General features: G+C 71.8%; 25 protein-coding genes and 1 pseudogene. 18 read left to right on the forward strand and 8 right to left on the reverse strand.

The window, feature by feature from the left end; translation table 11 throughout:
- Positions 1-36: 36 nt before the first annotated feature.
- From M446_RS27715 to M446_RS27725, 3 genes and pseudogenes are all read right to left on the reverse strand, one after another.
- A pseudogene (locus M446_RS27715) lies at positions 37-1,171 on the reverse strand (TIGR00366 family protein).
- A 76-nt stretch (positions 1,172-1,247) separates the two neighbouring features.
- Positions 1,248-2,312 carry a ketopantoate reductase family protein gene (locus M446_RS27720; RefSeq protein ID WP_012335409.1) on the reverse strand — a complete coding sequence of 355 codons (1,065 nt, stop codon included), beginning with the start codon at positions 2,310-2,312 and terminating at the stop codon, positions 1,248-1,250.
- A 565-nt stretch (positions 2,313-2,877) separates the two neighbouring features.
- A complete protein-coding gene (locus M446_RS27725) occupies positions 2,878-4,650 on the reverse strand; it encodes an ATP-binding protein (RefSeq protein ID WP_012335410.1) in 1,773 nt (590 codons plus the stop codon).
- A 587-nt stretch (positions 4,651-5,237) separates the two neighbouring features.
- Between M446_RS27725 and M446_RS27730 the strand changes: the two genes are divergently transcribed.
- Positions 5,238-5,570, forward strand: coding sequence for a hypothetical protein (locus M446_RS27730; RefSeq protein WP_012335411.1), 333 nt, complete (start codon positions 5,238-5,240; stop codon positions 5,568-5,570).
- Positions 5,571-5,665: 95 nt separating this feature from the next.
- Complete coding sequence (locus M446_RS27735; RefSeq protein WP_012335412.1) at positions 5,666-5,887, forward strand: hypothetical protein; 222 nt, start codon at positions 5,666-5,668, stop codon at positions 5,885-5,887.
- A 91-nt stretch (positions 5,888-5,978) separates the two neighbouring features.
- On the opposite strand, the gene M446_RS27740 is transcribed toward M446_RS27735, so the two are convergent.
- Complete coding sequence (locus M446_RS27740; protein ID WP_012335413.1) at positions 5,979-6,356, reverse strand: 4a-hydroxytetrahydrobiopterin dehydratase; 378 nt, start codon at positions 6,354-6,356, stop codon at positions 5,979-5,981.
- 198 nt (positions 6,357-6,554) lie between these two features.
- On the opposite strand from M446_RS27740, the gene M446_RS27745 reads away from it, so the two are divergent.
- The 8 genes from M446_RS27745 (at position 6,555) to M446_RS27780 (ending at position 14,480) form a co-directional block, all read left to right on the forward strand.
- The gene (locus tag M446_RS27745; protein WP_012335414.1) at positions 6,555-7,529 is read left to right on the forward strand and encodes an ABC transporter substrate-binding protein; all 975 of its coding nucleotides are present in this window, start codon (positions 6,555-6,557) and stop codon (positions 7,527-7,529) included.
- Positions 7,530-7,590: 61 nt separating this feature from the next.
- Positions 7,591-8,325: an ABC transporter permease gene (locus M446_RS27750; RefSeq protein WP_012335415.1), complete on the forward strand. Its 735-nt coding sequence runs from the start codon at positions 7,591-7,593 to the stop codon at positions 8,323-8,325.
- Between the two features lie 4 nt (positions 8,326-8,329).
- Positions 8,330-9,070, forward strand: a complete 741-nt coding sequence (locus M446_RS27755) for an ABC transporter ATP-binding protein (RefSeq protein ID WP_012335416.1) — start codon at positions 8,330-8,332, stop codon at positions 9,068-9,070.
- 16 nt (positions 9,071-9,086) lie between these two features.
- The gene (locus tag M446_RS27760; protein WP_012335417.1) at positions 9,087-10,052 is read left to right on the forward strand and encodes a quinoprotein relay system zinc metallohydrolase 2; all 966 of its coding nucleotides are present in this window, start codon (positions 9,087-9,089) and stop codon (positions 10,050-10,052) included.
- Between the two features lie 452 nt (positions 10,053-10,504).
- On the forward strand, positions 10,505-12,304 hold the full coding sequence (gene xoxF5 / locus M446_RS27765) for a lanthanide-dependent methanol dehydrogenase XoxF5 (RefSeq protein ID WP_012335418.1): 1,800 nt from the start codon (positions 10,505-10,507) through the stop codon (positions 12,302-12,304).
- Positions 12,305-12,442: 138 nt separating this feature from the next.
- Positions 12,443-13,054: a c-type cytochrome, methanol metabolism-related gene (locus tag M446_RS27770; RefSeq protein WP_012335419.1), complete on the forward strand. Its 612-nt coding sequence runs from the start codon at positions 12,443-12,445 to the stop codon at positions 13,052-13,054.
- On the forward strand, positions 13,054-13,950 hold the full coding sequence (xoxJ, locus tag M446_RS27775) for a rare earth element methanol dehydrogenase accessory protein XoxJ (protein ID WP_012335420.1): 897 nt from the start codon (positions 13,054-13,056) through the stop codon (positions 13,948-13,950). The genes M446_RS27770 and xoxJ overlap by 1 nt, the downstream gene beginning before the upstream one ends.
- Positions 13,947-14,480, forward strand: a complete 534-nt coding sequence (locus M446_RS27780) for a PQQ-dependent catabolism-associated CXXCW motif protein (protein ID WP_012335421.1) — start codon at positions 13,947-13,949, stop codon at positions 14,478-14,480. Before xoxJ ends, M446_RS27780 begins: the two co-directional genes overlap by 4 nt.
- Before the next feature lie 78 nt (positions 14,481-14,558).
- On the opposite strand, the gene folK is transcribed toward M446_RS27780, so the two are convergent.
- The 3 genes from folK to folP are packed head-to-tail and all read right to left on the reverse strand — an operon-like array spanning position 14,559 to position 16,315.
- Positions 14,559-15,035 carry a 2-amino-4-hydroxy-6-hydroxymethyldihydropteridine diphosphokinase gene (gene folK / locus M446_RS27785; protein WP_012335422.1) on the reverse strand — a complete coding sequence of 159 codons (477 nt, stop codon included), beginning with the start codon at positions 15,033-15,035 and terminating at the stop codon, positions 14,559-14,561.
- Positions 15,036-15,047: 12 nt separating this feature from the next.
- Positions 15,048-15,428, reverse strand: a complete 381-nt coding sequence (gene folB, locus M446_RS27790; RefSeq protein ID WP_012335423.1) for a dihydroneopterin aldolase — start codon at positions 15,426-15,428, stop codon at positions 15,048-15,050.
- The gene (gene folP / locus M446_RS27795) at positions 15,428-16,315 is read right to left on the reverse strand and encodes a dihydropteroate synthase (RefSeq protein WP_012335424.1); all 888 of its coding nucleotides are present in this window, start codon (positions 16,313-16,315) and stop codon (positions 15,428-15,430) included. Before folP ends, folB begins: the two co-directional genes overlap by 1 nt.
- 1,514 nt (positions 16,316-17,829) lie before the next feature.
- Here folP and M446_RS27800 point away from each other — a divergent pair.
- The gene (locus M446_RS27800) at positions 17,830-18,639 is read left to right on the forward strand and encodes a quinoprotein dehydrogenase-associated SoxYZ-like carrier (protein ID WP_012335425.1); all 810 of its coding nucleotides are present in this window, start codon (positions 17,830-17,832) and stop codon (positions 18,637-18,639) included.
- A gap of 6 nt (positions 18,640-18,645) precedes the next feature.
- On the opposite strand, the gene M446_RS27805 is transcribed toward M446_RS27800, so the two are convergent.
- Positions 18,646-19,578, reverse strand: coding sequence for a cyclase family protein (locus M446_RS27805; protein WP_012335426.1), 933 nt, complete (start codon positions 19,576-19,578; stop codon positions 18,646-18,648).
- 138 nt (positions 19,579-19,716) lie between these two features.
- On the opposite strand from M446_RS27805, the gene M446_RS27810 reads away from it, so the two are divergent.
- From M446_RS27810 to pqqD, 7 genes are all read left to right on the forward strand, one after another.
- Positions 19,717-21,297, forward strand: coding sequence for a sensor histidine kinase (locus tag M446_RS27810; RefSeq protein WP_012335427.1), 1,581 nt, complete (start codon positions 19,717-19,719; stop codon positions 21,295-21,297).
- A 43-nt stretch (positions 21,298-21,340) separates the two neighbouring features.
- Complete coding sequence (locus M446_RS27815; RefSeq protein ID WP_012335428.1) at positions 21,341-22,045, forward strand: response regulator transcription factor; 705 nt, start codon at positions 21,341-21,343, stop codon at positions 22,043-22,045.
- Positions 22,046-22,284: 239 nt separating this feature from the next.
- Positions 22,285-22,374 carry a pyrroloquinoline quinone precursor peptide PqqA gene (gene pqqA, locus M446_RS27820; RefSeq protein WP_012335429.1) on the forward strand — a complete coding sequence of 30 codons (90 nt, stop codon included), beginning with the start codon at positions 22,285-22,287 and terminating at the stop codon, positions 22,372-22,374.
- Positions 22,375-22,449: 75 nt separating this feature from the next.
- On the forward strand, positions 22,450-22,539 hold the full coding sequence (gene pqqA / locus M446_RS27825) for a pyrroloquinoline quinone precursor peptide PqqA (protein ID WP_012335430.1): 90 nt from the start codon (positions 22,450-22,452) through the stop codon (positions 22,537-22,539).
- Positions 22,540-22,587: 48 nt separating this feature from the next.
- Positions 22,588-23,487 (forward strand): pyrroloquinoline quinone biosynthesis protein PqqB, encoded by a 900-nt coding sequence (pqqB, locus tag M446_RS27830; RefSeq protein ID WP_012335431.1) that lies wholly within the window; start codon positions 22,588-22,590, stop codon positions 23,485-23,487.
- A 415-nt stretch (positions 23,488-23,902) separates the two neighbouring features.
- On the forward strand, positions 23,903-24,703 hold the full coding sequence (gene pqqC, locus M446_RS27835) for a pyrroloquinoline-quinone synthase PqqC (RefSeq protein WP_050777521.1): 801 nt from the start codon (positions 23,903-23,905) through the stop codon (positions 24,701-24,703).
- A complete protein-coding gene (pqqD, locus tag M446_RS27840) occupies positions 24,700-24,987 on the forward strand; it encodes a pyrroloquinoline quinone biosynthesis peptide chaperone PqqD (protein ID WP_012335433.1) in 288 nt (95 codons plus the stop codon). Before pqqC ends, pqqD begins: the two co-directional genes overlap by 4 nt.
- The last annotated feature ends 16 nt before the right edge of the window (positions 24,988-25,003 follow it).

Below are 25,003 nucleotides of genomic sequence, written 5' to 3' on the forward strand. Positions count from 1 at the left end.
GCGGGGTCGGGCGCCCCGCGCCGAGGTCGCGGCCGGTCAGGGCATGACGGGCGGATGATAGGTCAGGGTGAAGGCCAGGCCCAGAGCAGGAACAGCACGACGGGCAGGTGGACCAGAAGCTGCAGGAAGCTGGACCCGACGATGTCGCGCGCCTTGAGCCCCAGGATGCCGACGAGGGGCAGCATCCAGAACGGGTTGATCAGATTCGGCAGGCCTCGGCCGCGTTGTAGACCGTCACGGCCCCGCCCAGATGGACCTTCAGCTCGTTGGCGGCCTGCATCACGTTGGGTGCCTCCAGCAGCCACTTGCCGCCGGAGGGCACGAAGAAGCCGAGCACGGCCGAGTCGACGCCCATCGCGCGGGGAAAGCTGCCGGTGGTGTTCACGCTCACGAAGGCGGGGGTGATCGCGTCCGAGGCGCTCGCCCCGGCGGGGTTCTTGGGCAGGGTCAGCATGGCGCTGATCGCCGCGTAGAGCGGGTCCTGGATCAGGATGCCGGCGGTCGCCGGCAACCGCGCGGGCCACCGCGACGAGGAAGCGCTTGGGCCGCCGGTGCAGCAGCAGACCCAGGGTGAGGAGCAGCCGGTTGTAGGTGTCGAGGTTCGAGATCGCCACCATCCAGGATTGGCGGGCGAATTCCTGCACGATCCGGCCGCCGGCCAGCAGCACCAGGAGCAGGGTGAGGATCGGCGAGTGCTCCAGCCACTCGCCCGGCTGGCGGGCGGGCGCGAGGTCCTGGCCGTCGGGCGAGACGTCGATGCCGAGATCCGCCGCCAGGACGACGGCATGGTGGCGGCCGCCACGAAGCCGACCGCACCGCGGCCGGTCCGCGGCAGCCGGGCGAGGCGGTCGATCAGGGCCTGCACCGGGGGCGAGGTGGCCACGACGTAGCCGCCGATGGTCACGAGGGCCCTCTGCATGGTGAAGGGGATCAGGCTCCAGAAGCCGTCGCCGAAGCTCCTGGCGACGGCCTCCGCCGGGGCGCCGTGCGCCATCGCCCCGAGCGCCACGCTCACGACCGCGATGGCCACGAAGATGAAGGCGTCCGGGAACCAGCGCTCGGCCCAGTTGGTGAAGCGGATGCCGAGGCGGGCGAGCGCGCCCTCGCGGCGCGCCTCCCCGACCGGGGATTCCGTGGCGGGTTCGCGGCTGCGGAGGGTGCGGGTGGCCACGAGCGCGTCTCCCTTGCCGGCCGTTGCGATCGGCCTTCGCCAACAAGGGATGAGGGGGGGCGGATGGTTGCCGGACTCAGCCGGCGTCGGATCCGCCGACGATGACCCGCTCGTCGAGCTTGCGGTCGACGGTCTGGACCGTGCGGTCGATCTCCTCGTTCGGCGCGCCGAGCTGGTGCGAGATCAGCTTGACCAGGAGGTCGACCCGCTCGATGGAGGGCGCCCCCTTCGCCACCGCCCGGGCGGCCGAGGAGGGGTTGAGCAGGCTCTCCGCCGCCTTGGCGTATTTCTCGAACGGCACCTGATCCTGCGGGTCGGCGCCCAGCCGCCGGGCCACGGCGTCGACGTGCTCGTAGATCATCCGCGAGCGGGCGAGGTCGCCGTGCACGGCGTCGCGGATCGATTGCGGCTCCGTCGGCGTGATGCAGCGGTAATTGCCGGTCAGCAGCATCGACCACTTCGCCAGCGGGACGAACAGCGAGTCGAACACCTTGAGCTTCACCGGGACGTCCTGGCCGTCGAGCCGCACGGCGTCGATATCCGCCTCCAGCTCCCGGAGCAGCCCGGTATGGGCCTCGTCCTCGAAGGGCGCCGCCTTGAAATTGGTCGGCAGCCCGACGTGGAGCACGTTCGCGCCCTCGTCCGGCGGGCGGTAGGCCTGCGGATCGGGCGAGCAGAGCGACACGAGGCCCGGCACGAACCGGTCCCACACCCCGGCATTGGTGTAGGCCTGTTCCAGGTCCATGTCCGCCAGCGCCGGGATCCGCTTGAGGTAGGGCAGGGGCGGCATGTTCATGATCGAGAGGCAGGGCAACCTCGCCTCGGCGATCTTGATCATCAGGACGCGGATCGTGTGGTTGTTGTATTGCGGCTCCTGCATGGCGAGCCCGACCAGGTCGTAGCCCGACACGTCCACCTCCTCGGGCAGCCGCGCGTCCAGGCGCCCGGGCAGGTCGCGCGAGCGGATCGCCCGGTGGCTCGGCTCGTCGCGCAGCTTGATGCGGACCTCGGTACCCTCGCGGTTGATCAGGTCGGCGGTGTTCCGGCGGCAGACCAGGGTCACGTTGTGGCCCGCCATCAGGAGCTTGGTGGCGAGCAGGGAGCCGTAGGAGGCGCCCAGGATCAGGATGTTGCGCGGCATGCGTCTCTCCCAGGGATGAACTTGCTGGTCTTCAGTCGCGAAGGCGAAGCGGGAACCGGGTGGCGGGGTCGCGGCCGGCGATCATGGCGGCCGACGCCCGCGCGGCGGAAGCGGGAATGTCGGTGATCCGAGGGCCGCGCGTCCGCAGGGGCGCGGGCGCGCCGGATCCGGGGGCGCCCGGGCGCCGCGGACTCGGACGTGGTCGCGCGGGCTCAGATGTGATGGTGCTCGGCCGCCTCCGTTGCACGGTGGTCGACAGTGAACCAGAAACCAGACGGCAAGCCAACAGCGCCGACCCGGTCCGCGCCCTGGCCTAAAGGGGCAGGCGCGCCCCGGCCGGCCGCCGCGGCGCGGGCCGCGGCCGCCGCGGCGCCGAGCATCGGTCGCCGCAGCGCCGGCCGCTTCGGCGGCGAGAATGGCGCGAGAGCGAGAGGCCGAGCAGAATCGCGCGCCGCGATCCTGCCCGGAGCCTGCTCCGACGAAGCGGATGCCGGTGCGTCGCGGACGATGCGGCGAAATCCGCGACCGAGGGCGGCGCCCGATCGCACCGTGATCGGGCGCCGCTCTAGCGCAGCCCGAAACGCGGCTGCGCCTGCGCGAGCCGCACCGGCGGGTAGGGGGTGGGCGCCTGCGGGGCGGCCTGGGGCGGGGAGGTGATCGGCGAGGCCGCGAGGGGCCCGTCATCCGCGAGGGCGAAAGCGGGTCCGGGGCCGCGCCAGCGCTCGACGATCGAGGCCACGTAGCCGCGATCCGTCGCGGCGGCCCGGAAGGCGGCGGGACCGGCCGCCTCGCTGCGCGGGAGCCGGTGAGGCGGCAATTCGGAGAAGCGGATCCGGGTCGGGAGCGGCGTGCCCTCCCCGAAGGCGAGGGCCTCGCGGGTGCCGAGCGACGGGACGAAGCCCAGGAGGCTGGAGGCGCCGTCCGAGACCGCGGCGCGCAGGATCGCCTGGTCGCGGTCGTTGGTCATCCGCATCGCGAACACGGTGCTGCACTGGGAGATGATGGTCGAATCGAGCTCCGCCGCCCGCTGCGTCACGATCCCCAGGTAGATCCCGTATTTCCGCCCCTCCTTGGCGATCCGCGACAGCGCCTTGCGGGTCGGGCCGAAGCCCATGCTGCGGTCGGCCGGCGCGTAGCGGTGCGCCTCCTCGCAGACCAGCAGCAGCGGCAGGGTGCCGTCGCTCCACAGCCCGATCTCGAAGGCCATCCGGCAGACCACGGAGACGAGGGAATCGACCACCTCGGCCGGGAAGCCGGCCAGCTGCAGCACCGTCACGGTCCGGCCGTTCCCCGGATACTTGAACAGGTCGCTGATGACCTCGACCATCGGGTCGCCGCCGAGGGTCGCGTTCTCGAACATGAAGGCGTAGCGCGGGTCCGCCCGCACCGCCTCGATGCGGCCGAGCAGCCGCGTGTAATTGAACACCAGCGCCCGGTTCTCCAGCTTGCCGCGGCGCTCCTCGATCAGGGCGATCAGGTCGGGGAGGCGGTAGGGCACCGGCGCGTCGGCGCTGAAGCCCGCCCCGCGCGCCTCCGCCCGCTTCAGCAGCGACCGGTCCGCGCCATGCCGCCCGCCCGCGTACATCGCCTTGGCGAGGGGGATCAGCTCCGCCAGGATGCCGACCTCCTCCTCGACGCCCGGCCGCCCGCGGAACAGGACGTCGACGAATTCCTCGAAGTTGAACAGCCAGAACGGCAGCCGGAGGGACTTCGGCCGCACCACGTCCGCGTGCGGCCCGAAGCAGGATCCGTACTCGTTGTGCGGATCGATGAACAGGATCCGCAGGTCGGGCTTGCGCTCGATGATCGCGCCGACCAGGACCGACACGCCGCTCGACTTGCCGACTCCGGTCGAGCCGAGGACCGCGAAGTGCTTGGTGAGCAGGTCGTCGACCTTGACGTTGGCCGGGATGCCCCTGTTCTGCCGCAACTCGCCGATGCTGACCGCCTCCTCGCCCGGCAGGCTGAAGATGACGTCGAGATCCCGCGGGGTCAGCAGCACGACCGGGTCGCCGATCTCCGGATAGGCGGTGACGCCGCGGCGGTAGCGCGGGGCGCCGCGCCCGCCCGGGCCGATCTCGCCGAGCAGGTCGATGGTCGCCGTGATGCCCTGTGCCGTGCTGCCCTGCGCCGCGACGCCCTGCGCCGCGGGCCCGGCCCCGCCGGCCGAGGTCATCACGCCGATCACCAGGGCTTCGGGCGTGCGCAGGCCGATCAGGTTGCCGACCGTGGTCGCCTGGGCGTGGTGCGCGGCGGGCGCGAGCCGGATCCCGGCCTGCGCGCCGCCGACCTGGTGCACCTGTCCGACCACCGGATTGCCGCCGAAATCGATGTCCACCCGGTGACTCCTCCCGAGACCGCCACGCCCCGCAGACATACCGGCCAGCCGTAAAGAACAAGCGTCGGCGGCAAGGCTCAGGCGCCCGCATCGTGGAAAGCCGGGCGGTGGTTAATCGATTTCCCGCCGGCCGCTTCCGGCATTCCCGCGCACCATGATGCGCTGTCCGGACGTGATCGTCCGGACAGCGGATGCCAAGCCCGCGCGGCGCTTGAGCGAAGCCCCAATCCGCCATCCCGAAGGGATCGAGCGGATTGGGTATGCCAAGCCCGCGCGGCGCGTGAGCGAAGCCCCAATCCGCCATCCCGAAGAGATCGAGCGGATTGGGTATGCCAAGCCCGCGCGGCGCTTGAGCGAAGCCGAAATCCGCATTGCCGAAATGGGAGATGGCGACGCAATCCGTCGGATTTCGTACGACTTGTCGATCGGGCCGGGTGGGCGGCGCGATCCTCGATACGGACGAGGGAAATGGGATGATATGCCGCGCCCGGCGCAGCTCTTCATGGCGCGTGCGCGCGCGCACCTTGGTGCGGCGGCGGGCTCACCACATCCGCCGGGTGACCGAGCATGGTCCAGGCCTTCGCCCCATGAGCACCGAATTTCCCCGCACCCGCGACTGGTCCGTCACCGAATTGGGCCGGCGCGGCGACGGTGCGGTTCCCTGCCTGAAGATCGCCGGCCTCGTCGAAGTCGAGGGCGGGTGCGCCGCGCCCTATCTCGACCAGGTCTGCACCGCCGATTGCGGCGCGGCGACGCTCGTCCTCACCCTGAGGGACGCCGCGCCCCCGCGGGGCGGGCGGGCGCCGGAGCTGCGCCCGCTCGCGTTCAAGAAGGTCGAATCCTACGCCACCTACGACCGCGTCCTGATCCTCTGGAAGGGGGCGACGCTGCGCAGCCTGGAGGTCGCGCGGCCGGGCTGAGGCCGGCGCGGCGACCCCGGACCAAGGTCGGAGCGAGGCTTGGCGGCGTCCCGCGGCGCCCCATCCTGTTCGGAGGGATCGATGGAGCGCCCGCGATGAACGGCTTCCTGGCAGTCGTGCTGATCTGCGCCAACGCGGTCGCGGTGCAGGATTGCGAGGAGGCGACCGCCACCGACGTCTTCAAGACCCGGGTCGCCAACGAGATGGGCTGCGCCACCGGCTGGCAGGAGATCATCGCGCGCTCGGACGTGCGGGAGGGCATCGGCCAGACCGCCTACCTGAAGACGCAGTGCCGGCGCCTGCGCGCCGGGGGCTGAGGCCCCGCGCCCGGCCGGCGGAGCGGGATCGCGCCGCGGATCCCGATCCCGCCTCGTCCGCCGAACCGGCGGCCGTGGCGGCGAGCGGGGCTCAGCGCTCGTGCTTGACGTAGGCGAAGCGCGGGTCGGCGGGGGTGCCTTCGAGGGCGCCGCCCTCCAGGCCCGGCTGCCAGCCCACCACCTCCTCGATCTTGCGCGCCAGGGCGAGGTCCTTCTCGGTGACGCCCTTCGCCGAGTGGGTGGTGAGCCGCACCTCGACCCAGGCGTAGGAGGCGGTGAGGTCCGGATGGTGCCAGGCGGCCTCCGCGAGGTGGCCGACCGTGTTGATCACCATCAGGGTGCCCTTCCAGGAATGCGTCTTGTAGGTCCGCTTGATCCAGCCGTCCTCGTAGCGCCACGCGGGCAGGTCGCGGGCGAGGCGTTCGGTGACGGCGGCGGCCTCCAGCACGGTGTCGCGGGTCACGGCCATGGGGGTCTCCTCATCCGGTTGACGAAAGTCCAGGTGACCGGGGGACCGGCGCCGTCCCAAGGTCGGCGGGGCGATGGCGAAAAGGTGAACCGCGCCGCGCCCCGGCGCAAGCGCGCGCGGTGGACGGGGACGGCCCGCATCCTTACCAGTGCGCCGACGCGGCGGCCGGGCCGGCCGGACGGAGAGGGGAGGAGCGGGATGCTCTCACGGCGCGGGTTCCTGGCGGCGGCCGCCCTCTGGCCGCTGCCGCTCGGCGCGGCGGAGGAGAGCGCGCTCCGGGTCGGGGTTTTGCCCTTCGGCACCGTCTCCTGGGAGGCGGCCGTCATCAAGGAGCGCCGGCTCGACGCCGCCCTGGGCTTCTCCCTCGAGAGCCTGAAACTCGCCGGCAACGACGCCGCCCGCATCGCCTTCCAGGGCGACCAGGTCGACACGATCGTGTCGGACCTGCTCTGGGCGGCGCGCCTGCGCGCCGAGGGCAAGCCGGTGAAGTTCCTGCCCTATTCCTCCACCGAGGGCGCCCTGATGGTGCCGGCCGGAAGCCCGATCCGCGCGGTCGCGGACCTCGCCGGCAAGCGGATCGGCGTGGCGGGCGGCGCCCTCGACAAGAACTGGCTCCTCCTCAAGGCCCGCGCGCAGGAGAAGGACGGGATCGACCTGGAGCGGGCGGCCCGGCCCGCCTTCGGGGCGCCGCCGCTCCTGATGCAGAAGCTCGAAGCGGGCGAGCTCGACGCCGCGCTCCTCTACTGGACCTTCTGCGCGCGGCTGGAGGCCAGGGGCTTCCGGCGGCTGATCGGCGCGGACGAGATCGCCCGCGCCTTCGGGATCGAGGGGCCGATCGCGCTCCTCGGCTACGTCTTCGACGAGGGGCTGCTCCGGCGCAAGCCCGCGGCGCTGGCCGCCTTCGCCCGGGCCTCGCGCGAGGCCAAGCAGGCCCTCGCCGCGGACGACTCCGCCTGGGCCAGCGTCCGCCCGCTGATGGCGGCGGAGGACGAGGCGACCTTCGGGGCGCTGCGGCGCGACTTCCTGGCCGGCATCCCGCGGCGCCCGGTCGCCGCCGAGCGCGCCGATGCCGAGCGCCTCTACGCGGTGCTGGCGCGGCTCGGCGGCGAGCGCCTGGTCGGCAGCGCCACCACCCTGCCCGAGGGCCTCTACTGGGACGCCCCGCATGGCTGAGCCCGGCCGGGCGCCCCGGCCGGGCGCGGCGGCCGCGCCCCCCGCGGCCGGGTGAGGCGGCATGGCCCTCGCGACGCGCCTCGCCTCGGCGCTGCTCCTCCTGATCGCGTGGTTCCTGGCGAGCCGCTTCACCGACCTGCGCACGCTGCCCTCGCCGGAGGCGGTGACGGCCTTCGTGTGGCGCGAGGCGCAGGGCGGCGACCTGCCGCGCAACGTCGGCATCACGCTGCTGCGGGTGGCGGCGTCCTTCCTCCTCGCCATGACGACCGGGGCGGTGCTCGGCATCCTGCTCGGGCGCTCCCGGGCCGCCGACCGGCTGCTCGACACGCCCCTCATCGTCCTCCTCAACACCCCGGCCCTGGTGATCACCGTGCTCGCCTATATCTGGCTCGGCCTCACCGAGACGGCGGCGATCCTGGCGGTGGCGCTCAACAAGATGCCGAACGTCGCCGTGATCATGCGCGAGGGGGCGCGGGGCCTCGATCCCGGCCTGCAGGAGATGGCGCAGGCCTTCCGCTTCGACCGCCGCACCTGGATCCGCCACGTGCTGCTGCCGCAGCTCGAACCCTTCGCGGTCGCGGCCGCCCGCTCGGGGCTCTCGCTGGCCTGGAAGATCGTGCTGGTGGTGGAACTGCTCGGGCGGCCGAACGGCGTCGGCTACGCCATCTCCTACTATTTCCAGCTCTTCGACGTGGCGGCCCTGATCGGCTACAGCCTCGTCTTCAGCGCGGTCATGCTCGCGGTCGACCTCCTGCTGCTCCAGCCCCTCGATGCCCATGTCCGCCGCTGGCGCTGAGCCCATGTCCGCCGCTGGCGCTGACCCGGCCCTCTCCGTCGCGATCCGCCGCAAGACCTACGCGGCCCGCGGCGAGCGCGTCGAGGCGGTGCGCGACCTCGCCTTCGCGGTCGAGCCCGGCGAGACGCTCTGCCTGATCGGCCCCTCGGGCGCGGGCAAGACCACCACGCTGCGCATCCTGCTCGGCCTCGACCGGGATTTCGAGGGACGCGTCAGCCCCGATCCCGCCACCCTGCGCATCGGCATCGTGTTCCAGGAGCCGCGGCTGCTGCCCTGGCGCAGCGTCGAGCAGAATGTCCGCCTCGCCCTGCCGCGGGCGGAGCGGGGGCGCCCGCTCGACGGGCTGTTCGAGGAGCTCGGCCTGACGCCGTGGCGGGACCGGTTCCCGGGCGAGCTCTCCCTCGGCATGGCGCGGCGCGTCGCCCTCGCGCGGGCGCTGGCCCTGGAGCCGCGCCTCCTCGTCCTCGACGAGCCCTTCGTGTCCCTCGACGACGCGGCCGCCGCCGCCCTGCGCGCGGCCGTGTTCGGCGCCGCGCGGCGCCGCCGCGCCGCCGTGCTGATGGTGACCCACAACGTGCCCGAGGCGCTGGAGGTGGCCGACCGGCTCCTCCTGCTCACGCCCCGGCCGGCGCGGCTCGCCGCGACGATTCCCCTGACCACGCCGCGGGCGGAGCGCGGCCGCGCCTGGCAGGAGGCGACCCGCCGCGACCTCGCGGCCCGCTACCCGGAGGCGGTGGCGGCCTGATCCCGGAGGATTCTCGATGCGCGCGATCCCGCGCTGGCTCCTCGCCGCCACCCTCTCGGCGACCGCCGCCCTGCCGACGCCCCCCGCCGCGCGCGCCGAGGCGCCGGCCCCGCCCGGCCCCGCCGAGGCCGCGCCCCTGCCGATGCGGGAGGTGGCGCCGGGGATCCTCGTCTACGCCGCGCCCTACGCGCTCGCCTCCCGCGACAATGAAGGGGCGATCGCCAATGTCGGCTTCGTGGTCGGGCGCGACGCGGTGGCGGTGATCGACACCGGCGGCAGCCTGCTCGCCGGCCGCCGGCTCCTCGCCGCCGTGCGGGCCCGGACGGCGCTGCCGATCCGCTACGTGATCAACACCCACGTCCACCCGGACCACGTGCTGGGCAACGCCGCCTTCGCGGGCGAGGGCGCCACCTTCGTCGGACACCGCAACCTGCCCGAGGCGCTCGCCGCCCGGGCCGGGAGCTACCTGCAATCCAACGCCGACCTCGTCGGCCCGGGCTTCGCGGGCACCCGCATCGTGCCCCCGACCCTCCTGGTGGAGGAGCGCCGCGAACTCGACCTCGGCGGGCGGGTGCTGCGCCTCGATGCCTGGCCCACCGCCCACACCAACAGCGACCTCACCGTGCGCGACCTCGCGACCGACACGTGGTTCCTCGGCGACCTCCTGTTCGTCGGCCACGTGCCGGCCCTGGACGGGCGGCTGGAGGGATGGATCGCGGTGCTGCGGCGCCTGCGGGCCGAGCCCGCCGCCCGCGTGGTGCCCGGCCACGGCCCGGCCTCGGTGTCCTGGCCGGCCGCGTCCGGGCCGATCGAGCGCTACCTGACCACCCTCGAGACCGAGGTGCGGGCCATGGTCCGGGACGGCCGCCCGATCGGGGAGGCCGGCACCGCCGCCGCCGGCGAGGCGTCGGAGTGGTCACTCTTTCGTGATTTCAACGCCCGTAATGCCACCACCGCCTACCAGGAACTCGAATGGGACTGATCGTCATTATCCACAAGCGGCCGGTCGACTGACAGGTGAGCCGGCTCATCCATCGCGCCGCAGCCCCGCGAGGCCGCTCCTGCCCTACACAAGTAGTTGATGCTGCGCTGCGGTAGCGCCGTTGTGCAATGCGGCGCACAGGGGAAATCGTACTTAAGTCACCTGATTGGGCGCCGAAACGCGCCCCGCCGGGCGCCGATCGTTGTTGACGCCGCCCATTTTTCTCTTAGAGTTCGTTCAGCTTCGGTTTCCAACGGCGCCGCCAGGGGAGGGTGGTGTTCGGTTCGCAAACACGGCGTGCCCTAACGGCAAAATAAGCCCGGGCAAGCAATCAAGCCTGTTGTGACACGCTGCCGGAGCTCAACGACGTCCCCATGCGCAAACAGCAGGTCAGTGCTGCCGGCCCCTCGTTCCGAGGGCGGGACGCACGCAAGCACCTGTCGGAGGAATCCATGAGAGCGGTCCATCTCCTAGCGTTGAGCGCGGGTATCCTGGGCGTGACGCCCGCCCTGGCCGATGATCTCCAGAAGGAGATCAACAACCCGGCACAGCAGGTTCTGCAAACCGTCGACTACGCCAACACCCGGTTCTCGAAGCTCGACCAGATCAACACCGGCAACGTCAACAAGCTGCAGGTGGCCTGGACGTTCTCGACCGGCGTGCTGCGCGGTCACGAGGGCGCGCCGCTGGTCGTCGGCGACATGATGTACGTGCACACGCCGTTCCCGAACATCGTGTACGCGCTCGACCTGAACCAGGACGGCAAGATCGTCTGGAAGTACGAGCCGAAGCAGGATCCGAACGTGATCCCGGTGATGTGCTGCGACACGGTCAACCGTGGCCTGGCCTACGCCGACGGCAAGATCATCCTGCACCAAGCCGACACGACGGTCGTCGCCCTCGACGCCAAGACCGGCAAGGTCGCGTGGTCGGTCGTCAACGGCGACCCCAAGAAGGGCGAGACCAACACGGCGACCGTTCTTCCGGTCAAGGACAAGGTCATCGTCGGCATCTCGGGCGGTGAGTACGGCGTGCGCTGCCACGTGACGGCCTACAGCCTGAAGGACGGCAAGAAGATCTGGCGCGGCTACTCGATGGGCCCGGATGACGAGATGCTCGTCAACCCGGAGAAGACCACCTCCCTCGGCAAGCCGGTCGGCAAGGACTCTTCGCTGAAGACCTGGGAAGGCGATCAGTGGAAGCAGGGCGGCGGCTGCACCTGGGGCTGGTACTCCTACGACCCCAAGCTGAACCTGATGTATTACGGTTCGGGCAATCCCTCGACCTGGAACCCGAAGCAGCGCCCCGGCGACAACAAGTGGTCGATGACCGTTTGGGCGCGTGACGTCGACAGCGGCGAGGCCAAGTGGGTCTACCAGATGACCCCCCACGACGAGTGGGACTACGACGGCATCAACGAGATGATCCTCACGGATCAGAAGGTTGGTGACAAGGAGCGTCCGCTCCTGACCCACTTCGACCGCAACGGCTTCGGCTACACCCTCGACCGCGCGACCGGCGAGCTGCTCGTCGCCGAGAAGTACGATCCGGTGGTGAACTGGGCCTCCAAGGTCGACATGGACAAGTCGTCCAAGACCTACGGCCGTCCGCTGGTGCAGGCCAAGTACTCGACCGAGCAGAACGGCGAGGACGTGAACTCGAAGGGCATCTGCCCGGCGGCTCTGGGCTCCAAGGACCAGCAGCCGGCGGCCTACTCGCCCAAGACCAACCTGTTCTACGTGCCGACCAACCACGTCTGCATGGACTACGAGCCGTTCCGGGTGAGCTACACCCCGGGCCAGCCCTATGTCGGTGCGACCCTGTCGATGTACCCGGCCCCGAACAGCCACGGCGGCATGGGCAACTTCATCGCCTGGGACGGCGTCAACGGCAAGATCAAGTGGTCGGTCCCCGAGCAGTTCTCGGTGTGGTCGGGCGCTCTCGCCACCGCCGGCGACGTGGTGTTCTACGGCACCCTCGAGGGCTACCTGAAGGCCGTCGACGCCAAGTCGGGTAAGGAACTCTACAAGTTCAAGACCCCGTCGGGCATCATCGGCAACGTGATGACCTACGAGCACAAGGGCAAGCAGAACGTCGCGGTCCTGTCGGGCGTCGGCGGCTGGGCGGGCATCGGCCTCGCGGCCGGCCTGACCGACCCGAATGCCGGCCTCGGCGCGGTGGGCGGCTACGCGGCCCTCTCGAACTACACCAACCTGGGCGGCCAGCTCACCGTCTTCACGCTGCCGAACTAATCGGTCGCAGCTTGAACCGTACTTAAGTCAGGCCGGCGCGGGTTTCCGCGCCGGCTTCCTTATGATCAAGTGGCCCTCGGAGAGAACCGGCCACCCGCAAGGCCCGGGTCTCTGACCGGATACAGGGAGAAACGTCCGTTGCGTCACCTCAGCACGACCGCTCTGCGGCCCGTTCTGGCCGGCCTCGCCCTAGCAACCGTTTCCGTGGTTGCCGTATATGCTGAGGAAGCGAAATCCGCCGACCCGGCCCTCGCCAATTCGCTCAACCCGAACGACAAGACCGCCGAGATCGACCAGCCGGTGCTCGACAAGGCCAAGGCCGTGAAGGTCGAGGACGGCAAGTACCTCGATGCGGACGGGCATCCGACCTTCCACGTCACCGACAACGGCAAGAAATTCGACTGGTACTCCTATTCGGGCTACCGGCGCTACCACGCCGAGTGCCACGTCTGCCACGGCCCCGACGGGATGGGCTCGACCTACGCCCCGGCCCTCAAGGATTCGCTGAAGAACCTCTCCTACGAGGAGTTCATCGGCATCCTGGTGGGCGGCAAGCAGGACGTGAACGCCGCCCAGCAGAAGGTGATGCCGGCCTTCGGCGACAACAAGAACGTGATGTGCTACGCGGACGACCTCTACGTCTACCTGCGGGCGCGGGCCGCGGGCGCCATGGGCCGGGTGCGCCCGGGCGACAAGGAGGAGAAGCCCGAGGCCGCCAAGAAGGCCGAGAAGGAGTGCCTGGGCGGCTGATGGCGCGGGCAAGGCTCTCGTCCGCGGGCGGCCTCCTGGCCGGCTTTCGCCCGGCCGGCTGGCTCGCGGCAAGCTTGGCGGCCCTGCTGCTCGCGGCGGGGCCCGGCCCGGCGGGCGCGCAGCAGCTCCCGGACCTCGTCACCACGGACGCGCTGCGGGTCTGCGGCGATCCGGCCAACATGCCCTTCTCCGACCGCAAGGGGGAAGGCTTCGAGAACAGGATCGCGGCGATCCTGGCCGACGAGCTGAAGGTCAAGCTGCGGACCTACTGGCTCACGCAGGGGCCGGGCTTCGTGCGCAACACGCTCGGATCCGGGCTCTGCGACGTGATCGTCGGCTCGGCGCTCGGGACCGACCTCGTCCAGAACACCAACCCGTATTACCGCTCGGCCTACGTGCTGGTGTCGCGCCGGGGTGACCTGTCGGGCGTGGCGGCGCTCGACGATCCCCGGCTCAAGGGCAAGGTGATCGGGGTCGTGGCGGGCACCCCGCCGGTGAACCGGATGGGGGAGGTGGGGCTGGTCTCGTCGATGCGGCCCTATCCGCCCTACCAGTTCGACCCCTCGAACGCGCACCAGACCGTCTCGGCCCAGATCGTCGCCGACCTCGCCGAGAAGCGGCTCGACGCCGCCATCCTGTGGGGTCCGGCGGCGGGCTGGCTCGCCCGCCAGAGCGGGGTGCCGATGGAGGTGGTCCCGCTCCTCAAGGAGCCGGACCGGCCGGCGCTGACCTACCGCATCGCCATGGGGGTGCGGCTCAACGAGAACGACTGGAAGCGCACGCTCAACACGGCCCTGCGCAAGCGCCGGGCCGAGATCGAGCAGGTGCTGCGCGACTACGCGGTGCCGCTCCTCGACGAGGAGGAGAACCGGCTCCTCGACCCCAGGGCGCCGTGAGGGCGCTCCTCGTCCTCGCCCTGCTCGCGGCGGCGGGGCCGGCGGGGGCGGCGCCGGTGCCCGAGCCGCCGGGCTACCGGGAGGACGCGTTCCGCACGCCGACCCCCGCCACGCTCCGGGGCGCGCGGGTGGTGACGACCGAGGAGGCGGAGGCCCTGTGGCGGGCGGGCGTGGCCTTCGTGGACGTGATGCCCCAGCCGCCGCGGCCGGCCGCTTTGCCGCCGGGCACGATCTGGCGGGACCCGCCCCACGAGAGCATCCCGGGCGCGCACTGGCTCGCCAATACGGGGTTCGGGGCGCTGGCGCCCGAGACCGAGGCCTATTTCCGGCGCGAGCTCGACCGCCTCACCGGGGGCGACCGCGGGAAGCCGCTGGTCTTCTTCTGCCTGCGGAATTGCTGGATGTCGTGGAACGCGGCCAAGCGCGCCCTGTCCTACGGCTACGGCCAGGTGATCTGGTTCCCGGACGGGACCGACGGCTGGAGCGACGCGGCCCTGCCGCTGGAGCGGCTGCAGCCGGTCACGCCCTGACGGGGAACGACGGGCGCTCGCGCGCCTCTGGCGCGGGGGACTCGCGCGCCTCCGACGCGGGGGAGTCGCGCGCCCCGCTCATTCCACCGGCTCGATCCCGGTGCGGTCGAGCTTGGCCAGCGCCGCGGTCACGGTCTCGCCGCCGATGACGAGGTCGGGGGCGATCTCCGCGAGGGGCACCAGGACGAAGGCGCGCGCGCGCACGAAGCGGTGGGGCAGGACCAGCCGCTCGTCCTCGACCGCGGCGCCGGCATAGTGCAGCACGTCGATGTCGATGACGCGGGGCCCCCAGCGCCGCGCGCGCACGCGGCCGAGCCGCGCCTCGAGGGCGAGGCAGGCGTCGAGCAGCGCGTGCGGGGTCAGGTCGGTCGCCACCGCGACGGCGGCGTTCAGGAACCAGTCCTGGTCGGTGTCGCCCCAGGGGGGCGTGCGGTAGAAGCGCGAGCGGGCGGTGACGCGCAGGCCCGGCGCGGCGTCGAGGCCGGCGATGGCCGCCTCCAGCATGGCGGCCTTGTCGCCGAGGTTGCTGCCGAGACCCAGATAGGCGTCAGTCATGAGGGGCTTCGGTCATGATGGGCTTCGGTCTTGGCGGGTTCTCGTGACCTCGACCGCGACGCCGTCGAGGATCGCCGGGACGGGCGCCCCCGGCTTGTCGACCCGCACGGTGATCGCCGTCAGGGCGGGGAAGCGGGCGAGGCAGGCGGCGGCCACGGCCTCGGCGAGGGCCTCGATCAGGCGGAAGCGCCGGGTCGTGGCGATCTCGCCGGCGAGGGCGGCGAGGTCGGCGTAGCTCACCGAGGCGGCGATGTCGTCCCGGCGCCCGGCCTCGCGCAGGTCGAGGTGCGCGTCGAGGGAGAGATAGAAGCGCTGGCCGAGCCGGTTCTCCTCCTCCAGCACTCCGTGATGGGCGAAGACGGCGAGCCGGTGGACGAGGATGCGGTCGGCCATCAGGGGGCTCCGGCCGCCGCGTCGCGGCGCGGATCGCCGTCGCGGCGCACGCCGCCGTCGCGGCGCATGAGGGCGTCGACGACCTGGCAGGCCTCGACGTGGGGGCGCACGTCGTGGGCGCGCACGATGTCGGCGCCCAGGGTGGCGGCGACGACGTGGGCGGCGATGGAGCCGAACAGCCGGTCGGCCGGGGCGGTGCCGGTGTTGTGGATGCGCCCGAGCAGGGACTTGCGCGAGATGCCGACCAGGAGCGGGAAGCCGAGCGCGCGCAGTTCGGGCAGGCGCCGGACGGCGTCGAGGTGCTGCTCCCAGCTCTTGCCGAAGCCGATTCCGGGATCGAGCACGATGTCGCGCTCGGGGATGCCGGCCTTGGCGGCGATGGCGAGGGAGCGGTCGAAGAAGCGCTTCATCTCCTCGACGATGTCGAGGCTCGGATCCGGGCTCTCGCGGTTGTGCATCACGATCACCGGGGCGCCGTGGGCGGCGGCGACGCGGGCGATGTCGGGCTCGCGCTGGAGGCCCCAGACGTCGTTGACGATGCGGGCGCCGGCCTTGAGGGCGACCTCGGCGGTGGAGGCCTTGTAGGTGTCGATGGAGATCGGCACCGGGCAGGCGGGCGCGACGGCGGCGAGCACCGGGAGGATCCTGGCCTGCTCCTCCTCGGCCGAGACCGGGACGTGGCCGGGCCGGGTCGATTCGCCGCCGATGTCGAGGATGGCGGCGCCCTCCTGGACGAGGCTGGCGGCCTGCCGCTCGGCGGCCTCGCGGGCCTGGAACCGCCCGCCGTCCGAGAAGGAATCCGGCGTGACGTTGAGGATGCCCATCACGAGGGTGCGCCGGCCGAGATCCGGCAGCAGGGCGGCGAGGGCGGAAGGCGACGCGGTCACGGGCACCTCGGCGGCGGGGGAGGGGAGCGTGTCGCGGTTATGCCGGATCGGGGCGTGGTTTCAATCCGGACCTCCGGGAGGGGGTGAACTCGGCGCCGGCCTTGCCGTCCTTTAGCGCCTGACAGTTTCAATCCGCACCCCCGTGAGGGGGTGAACCTGAGCCGTGATGTCGGGGTGCCGCGCGCGCCGGAGTTTCAATCCGCACCCCCGTGAGGGGGTGAACCCCGGTCGTCAACTCGCGATTGCAGCCGTCAGAGCCGTTTCAATCCGCACCCCCGTGAGGGGGTGAACGCGGTCGGGTCCCCGAACAGATCCGCCTCGACCAGGTTTCAATCCGCACCCCCGCGAGGGGGTGAACGGGGATGGCCCCTCGGCCAGCACGCGTCGCAGGAGTTTCAATCCGCACCCCCGTGAGGGGGTGAACCCGGACGGTGACGGTGCCCGCACCCATCTCGTTAGGGTTTCAATCCGCACCCCCGTGAGGGGGTGAACCAGGACGGCCAGGGCGGCGCGCTGCTCTTCCTCAAGTTTCAATCCGCACCCTCGTGAGGGGGTGACCCCCCGGTAGCAGTGCTCTTTCAGCTCATCGATCACGTTTCAATCCGCACCCCCGTGAGGGGGGTGAACCGCCCGCCGCTCGTCTACGTGGTGGCCGCGGTGGAGTTTCAATCCGCACCCCCGTGAGGGGGGTGAACACGGGGCCGGGCTCTCCCGGGACACCGCCAACCTGTTTCAATCCGCACCCCCGTGAGGGGGGGGGTGAACCGGGCCGAGCCGCTCGGTGTACTTGATGATGTTCATGTTTCAATTCGCACCCCCGTGAGGGGGGTGAACCACTGCGGTGCACGGTCTCGGTCTTGTGCTCCAGTTTCAATCCGCACCCCCGTGAGGGGGGTGAACCCGTTGCCGGCCGGCGACACCGTGATGTCAAGCTGTGTTTCAATCCGCACCCCCGTGAGGGGGGTGAACGCGCCCTGCCGCCCGGCTGGCGCGCCCTGACCGAGGTTTCAATCCGCACCCCCGTGAAGGGGGTGAACCCTGCAGCAGCAGCAGCGACACCATGTGCGTGTTGTTTCAATCCGCACCCCCGTGAGGGGGGTGAACCCGCCCGCGCCCGTCGCGCGCCACGCGGTGTCGGCGTTTCAATCCGCACCCCCGTGAGGGGGGTGAACCCCGCCACGATAACCCCCGGCCTCGGCGGACAAAACGACGGCGCGTGCTCGAACCCCGCTCATCCGCGCCCGCCCGCATGCGGCGCCTTGCCGCATACCTTCCAAATCATCAGCTCGTTCAAAAGGTTGCGCCCGCGCGAACCTGTGCCGGCAGGGCTGGGCGCTCGGGGTTCGCGCGCCGCGGCCCGACCGTGAGTCAGGCCACCGCCCCGGACCGCGATGGCTCGCCCGAAGCGGGGCGTGGCACGGGAGCATGGCACGAGACCGGATCCGTCACTACATTGATCGGCAAACAGCAAGGGGCGGGCGCGCCGCCGCGGGGGAGACGATGAGGAGCACCCGATGATCCGTGCGTTCTGGAGACCGGCGCTCGCCGGCGCGGCCCTGTCGGTCCTGGCGGCGACGGCCGTCGCGGCCCAGCCCGCCGCCCAGGAGGACGCCAGGGCCGAGGCGGCCTGGACGGAGCTGCGCCCCAACGTCACCGGCGACCGGCCGATCCAGGACGGGGCCGGCGTGCTGAGCCTCGACACCCCCCGGCGCGCCGAGGATGCCGCCATCGTGCCGGTGGGCATCCGCATCGCGCTGCCCGAGGGCGACGGGCGGGCGGTCAAGCGGCTCACCCTGGTGGTGGACGAGAACCCCTCGCCGGTCGTCGGCACCTTCACCTTCCCGACCCCCCAGCACCGCTTCGAGCTCTCCACCCGCATCCGGGTGAATTCCTACTCCTACGTCCGCGCCATCGCCGAGACCGAGGACGGCGCCCTCTACATGACCAAGGCCTACGTCAAGGCCGCGGGCGGCTGCTCGGCCCCCGCCGTCAAGGACCCGGCCGAGGCCAAGGCCAATCTCGGCAAGATGCGCTTCCGCGCCTTCGCGGAGCGCGGCGAGGCCCAGGTCCAGGTCCGGCACCCGAACTATTCGGGCCTGCAGATGGACCAGGTCACCCGCCTCTACACGCCCGCGTGGTTCGTCGAAACCCTGAGCGTGCGCCAGGGCGAGACGCCGCTCTTCACCCTGACCGGCGGCATCTCGGTGAGCGAGGACCCCACCTTCCGGTTCACCTTCGCGGGCAACGGCGAGCCCGTGACGGTGGTGGCCAAGGACACGGAGGGCCGCACCTTCACGCAGAGCTTCCCGGCCTCGGGCTCCTGAGCCGCGTCACGGCGGAGTCGGGCGCATCACCCCGTCCGGCCCGCGCACGAGCGGGGCGGGCTGGGTCGGCAGCGGCGCGCCCGGCGCCTCCTCGACGCTGACCCCCTCGGGCCAGCCGGGCGGGGCGATCGCCACGTAGCGGGCGAAGCCCCCGGTGCCGCCGAGCGGCTTGGCGAAGCCGATGGCGACGAGCGCGCCCGCCTCCGGCACCTTGTCGAGATTCGCCACCCCCTCGGCCTGGGCGAAGTTGTGGTGCATCAGCCACGCCTCGCCCTCCAGGTTCGGCGTCGTGTCGGTGTCGAGGGGCTCGTGGCCGTGGAACAGGATCCGGCGCTCCAGGTGCAGGACCTGCAGCGCCGCGAGGCTCACGCCCGGGAAGGGCTTGGCGCGGAAGCGCTCGGTCTCGGCCCAGCGCTTCGACCAGTCGGAGCGGACCATCACCACGGCGCCCTCGGGGATGCGGCCGTGCCGCGCCTCCCAGGCGGCGATGTCGGCGACCTGCAGGTGGTAGCCCTCGTCCCGGGCGACCTGCGGGGAGATGTCGATCACCACCAGGGGGCGCAGCGCGTAGGTGGCCGGCAGGTCGCTGATCGTGGCGCCGAGGGGGTTCCAGTGGGCCGGCGGGTCGAGCTGGGTGCCGTACTGGTCGGTGGGAAGGTCGTAGGCCGTCACCACGAAGCCGTGCCGGGCGTAGGTGAAGGCCTCGCCCTTCTCGACGAAGCCCTCGATGGTCCGCCCCGCCCGCGCGGCCCGGACGGTCGCGGCGGCGAAGCCCGGCCAGACCGGCTGGGTCGGCGCGAACGCGTGGGTGAGGTCGATGTACTTGGCGCGCTTGAGGGTCTGCTCGTAGAGCCTCCACAGGGAGGTGTCCTCGGCGCGGGCCGGGGCCGCGAGCGCGAGGGCGAGCGCTGCGGCCCAGAAACGTCCTGTCATCATCATGCCTCCGGCGGTATCGGCGCGAGAGTGGCGTCGGGGCAACCGCGGGGCAACCGGCGCGGGCCCTCGCCCCGGCGCCGGGCGCCGGCATCTATGGCACACTCGGCGGGCGGGGAGGTTCGGCGGGCGGGGAGGTGCGGCATGGGCTCGTTGCGGGTGCGGTTCGGGTTGCTGGTCGGGAGCGCGGCGGCGCTGGTGCTGCTGGCCGCGGGCGGGCTGTTCTGGTCGCTCGCGGCGGCCGAGCGCACCCTCGACAGCACCCTGGAGGCCCAGGTGCGGCTCGAACTCATCGCCGAGCTCTCCGGGCGCCTCACCGAGTACGGCCTCGCCGCGGTCGAGGCGGTGGGCGAGACGCCGAGCCGGCCGGAGCGCCTCGCCACGGCCCGCGACGAGGTCGACCGGGCCCTCAACGCCGTCGACGAGGGCCTCAACCGGGCCATCGCTCGCAGCGACGCCATCGTGGACCGCACCCAGTACGCGGCCCGCTCGCGGCCCCTGGCGCGGCTGCGCGCCGCCCGCGTCATGCTCGACCGGCAGGTGGCCCAGATCCAGCGCGAGCCCGACCCGGTGAAGCGCTCGGACGCGATCCGCGGCGCCCTCAACGCCTTCGGGGCGGTGACCGGCCCGCCGCTCACCTTCCTGGTCGAGGCCGAGCGCCGCGGCGTCGAGAGCGCGGCGGGCGAGGTGCGCGCCCTCGCGGTGCGGCTGCGCGCCCTCGCCCTCGCGGTGGCGGGGCTCGCCGTGGTGGTGCTGCTCCTCGTCCACCGCACCCTGACGCGGCCGCTCCTGCGGCGCATCGACGACATCCGGGCCGGCGCCGCCGCCATCGGCCGGGGCGAGCTCGACACCCGCCTGCCCGTCGCGGCCCACGACGAGCTCGGCCTGCTGGTCGCGAGCTTCAACCGCATGGCGGCCCGGCTCAAGCGCCGCGAGAGCCGCGTCGCCGCCGCCCGCGCCGCTCTCGAGGAGACGGTCGCGCAGGCCACCGCGGAGCTGCGCGCCGCCAACACCCGCCTGGAGGAGATCGACCGCTCCCGCCGCCGCTTCTTCGCCGATGTCAGCCACGAGCTGCGCACGCCCCTCACGGTCATCCTGGGGGAATGCGACCTCGCCGCCCGCTCGCCCGACACGCCCGAGGCCTTCCGCCCGGTGATCGCGACGATCCGCAAGCGGGCGCTGCGCCTGCACCGCCGCGTCGGCGACATGCTGCGGATCGCCCGCTCGGAATCCGGCCAGATCGAGCTGGAGCGCAAGCCCGTCAGCCTCGCCGCCGTCCTCACCGAGGCGGTGGAGAACTGCGCCTCGGAGGCCCGGCGCCGCCGCATCGCCCTCGCCTTCGAGCCGAGCGAGACCGACGTGGAGATCCAGGCCGACCCCGAGTGGCTGCGCCAGATCGTCGAGGGCCTGATCGACAACGCCCTGCGCCACGCCGCCGGGGCGACCCGGGTCTGGGTCGTGCTGCGGGCGCGCCGCGACGGGGCCGAGGTGACGGTGGCGGATGACGGGCCGGGCTTCCCCGCCGAGGCCGAGACCCTGTTCGAGCGCTTCCGCCGCGGCGGGAACTCCTCGCCCGCGCAGGGGTTCGGCATCGGATTGGCCCTGGCGCGCTGGGTCGTCGAACGCCATGATGGCGTGATCCGCCTCGGTTCGGGCGGGGACGAGGCGCGCGGCGCACGGGTCACCCTGGTGCTGCCCGCCGATGCCAGGGAGGACGCGGCGTGAGCGGGCGCCGGGATCCGGCCCGCGCCGCGAGGATGGGGCCCCGATGACGAGCGTGCTGGTGGTGGAGGACGACGGCGACATCCGCGGGATGCTCGCCCGCGGCCTCAGCGCGGAGGGCTTCTCGGTCAACCTCGCCGGCAGCGTCGACGAGGCCCTGGCCGCCGCCCGCGAGCGGGTGCCCGAGGCGGTGCTCCTCGACATCATGCTGCCGGACGGCTCGGGCCACGAGGTCTGCCGCTCCCTGCGCGAGGGCGGCTATCCGGGGGCGATCCTGTTCCTCAGCGCCAAGGACGAGGTCAGCGACCGCGTCGACGGCCTCGCGGTCGGGGCCGACGACTACATCGTCAAGCCCTTCGCCTTCGACGAATTGCTCGCGCGCCTGCGCACCCACCTGCAGCGCCGCCGCGCGGCGGGCGAGCCGCGCACCCTGCTCAGCGCCGGGCGCCTCTCCCTCGACCTCGCCACCCGCCAGGTCCGCTTCGGCGAGACCACCGCGCGCCTCACCCAGCGCGAGGCCGAACTCCTCACCGTGCTGATGGAGCACGCCAACCGGCCGGTGACCCGGGGCGACATCTTCGACCGGCTCTGGGCCAACCAGGGCGGCCTCTCCCTCAACGTGGTGGACGTCTATGTCGGGTACCTGCGCACCAAGCTCGGCGACGTCGCCCGGGCCGGGGGCCCCGCCATCGTGACCGTGCGGGGCAAGGGCTTCATGCTCGACCTGCACGAGCCGAGCTTCCGCCAGTAACCTTCGGTTTGCCGCTCACGAAATTTTTTAGGGCACGAGGGGTCTCCGCTAAACCCTCGCGGGACCGGCACAATAAGACCGGTTTGAGAGCACCCAGCCCTTTGGGGGCGGTGGACCGGAAAAATACCTCTTGCGCTCCCGGTCGGGATTGCCGATATATCCCGCGTGACAGAAAACACTGTCATCTCAACATCTTAGGATCCTCTTATGAGGATCCGGGAAGTCTCAGGAGACGCATCATGAAGTGGGCTCTGCCGGTTGTCGCCGAAGTCTGCGTCGGCATGGAAGTCACCAGCTACGAGTCGGCCGAGATCGATCCCTTCAACTGAGGGCTCGGACTCCGCCTCCGGCGGTCCCGCCGCCGGGGGCCTTGACCATCACCGATCATCGAGAGGAAACGCACCATGAAGTGGGCTCTGCCGGTCGTCGCCGAGATCTGCGTCGGCATGGAAGTCACCAGCTACGAATCGGCCGAGATCGATCCCTTCAACTGAGGCGGTCTCTCGGCCCGGAGGGTGTCTGCGCGCCGACGTGAGAGGATCATGCAGGCGATCATCCTCGGTTCTGCGGCCGGTGGCGGGGTTCCGCAGTGGAACTGCCGCTGCCCCCACTGCACGATGGCCTGGGCGGGCGATGCCCGGGTCAAGCCCCGCACCCAGTCGAGCCTCGCGGTCTCCCCGGACGGGGAGACGTGGCTCCTGGTGAACGCCTCGCCGGACATCCGCCAGCAGCTCTTCGCGACGCCCGCCCTGCACCCGGCCCGCGGCCTGCGGCACTCGCCGATCGCGGCGGTGCTGCTGACCAACGGCGACGTGGACCACGTGGCGGGGCTGCTGACCCTGCGCGAGAGCCAGCCCTTCCGGCTCCACGCCACCCGCAACATCCTCGATTCGGTCTCGGCGAACCGCGTCTTCGACGTGCTGGCGCCCGAGCACGTGGCGCGGCGCGAGGTGGCGCTGGACGAGTCCTTCGCGCCGGTGCCGGGCCTCGCGGTCACGCTCTTCGCCGTGCCCGGCAAGGTGCCGCTCTGGCTGGAGGAGGGCACGCCCGAGATCGGCCAGGAGACCGAGACCACGGTCGGCGCCCTGATCGAGGCGGGGGGCAAGCGGCTCGCCTACGTGCCGGGCTGCGCCCGCGTCACCGACGACCTGCGGCGGCGCCTGTCGGGCGTGGACGTCCTGCTCTTCGACGGCACGGTCTACCTCGACGACGACATGATCCGGGCCGGGGTCGGCACCAAGACCGGCTGGCGCATGGGCCACGTGCCGATGACCGGGGAGGGGGGCGCGATCGCGGCCCTGGCCGAGGTGCCGATCGGCCGACGGATCTTCGTGCACATCAACAACACCAACCCGGTCCTGGTGGAGGAGTCCGAGGCCCGCCGCGCCGTCGAGGCCGAGGGCTGGACGGTGGCGCATGACGGGCTGACGCTGACCCTCTAGCGCATGTCCCGCTGAAGCGGGCGCCGATTCGGCGTCGGACATGCGGCACGATCAACGACCGGGAGCAGCGCCCGATGGCACCGTGCCGGGTCGATCGTCGGAAATCCCTCCCGACCACCACCTCCGCACCGTCCCGGCCAAGTCATCTTTAAGTCAAACATAAGTACATCCCAGACATAGATGTGCATCGATACGGCTTGTTGATCCATCTCAAAGAAATCCGGCGCCTCCTGATGCGACGAGCGCTGATCCGGCGCGGAGGATCAGCCGATCCGACACCCAGAAGGCAGGCCGGATTGCCAGGAATGTGAAGGGCACGACCCTTGACCGCAGCGGCCCGAGCCGCCACCTCGGCTCCGGGAGGAACGGAGCCAGCAGCGCCCCGAACGACCAACCGAAGGCCCACGATCACGCCATGACCGCAGCCCTGTCCCTCACCCTCCCGGCCGCGCCCGCCGCGAACGACGCGAGCCTGCTCTCGCCCGCCGCGCTCGAAGCGGCCCTGCGCGACATCGGCGCCCGCCGCTACCACAACCTGCACCCCTTCCACCGCCTCCTGCACGACGGGAAGCTCGACAAGGATCAGGTGCGGGCCTGGGCGCTCAACCGCTACTATTATCAGGCGATGATCCCGGTGAAGGATTCCGCCATCCTGGCGCGGATGCCCGACGCCAATCTCCGTCGGATCTGGCGCCAGCGCATCGTCGACCACGACGGCGACCACGAGGGCGACGGCGGCATCGAGCGCTGGCTGAAGCTCGCCGAGGGCGTCGGCTTCGACCGCGCCTACGTGCTCTCGACGCGCGGCATCCTGCCGACCACCCGCTTCGCGGTCGAGGCCTACGTCCACTTCGTGGCCGAGCGCTCGCTCCTGGAGGCGATCGCCTCCTCGCTCACCGAGATGTTCTCGCCGACCATCATCTCCGAGCGCGTCGCCGGCATGCTCAAGAACTACGACTTCATCACCAAGGAGACGCTGGCCTATTTCGACAAGCGCCTCACCCAGGCGCCGCGCGACGCCGACTTCGCCCTGGCCTACGTCAAGGAGCACGCGACCACGCCGGCCCTGCAGCGGCAGGCGCTCGACGCGCTCACCTTCAAGTGCAACGTGCTGTGGTCGCAGCTCGACGCCCTGTACTTCGCCTACGTGGCGCCGGGCATGATCCCGCCGGACGCGTGGCGCCCGGGCGAGGGTCTGGTGGAGGGGCGCGCGTGAGCCTGACCCCCGGCGACGTGCCGCGCCTGCCGCGCGGCGTGCGGATGCGCTTCGACGGCGTGCGCGGCGCCCACGTGCTGCTCGCGCCCGAGCGCACCTTCGACCTCGACCAGAACGCCGTGGCGGTGCTGTCGCTGGTCGACGGGGAGCGCAGCATCCGGGCCATCGCGGAGGCGCTCTCGGCGCAGTACGACGCGCCGGTCGGCGTGATCGAGCCCGACGTCATCACCATGCTCAACGGCCTCGCGGAGAAGCGCGTGCTGGAAGCCAAGCCCGCCGCCTGAGGCGGCCCCAAGCCCG

It is taken from the genome of Methylobacterium sp. 4-46, assembly GCF_000019365.1.
Taxonomy (GTDB): Bacteria; Pseudomonadota; Alphaproteobacteria; order Rhizobiales; family Beijerinckiaceae; genus Methylobacterium.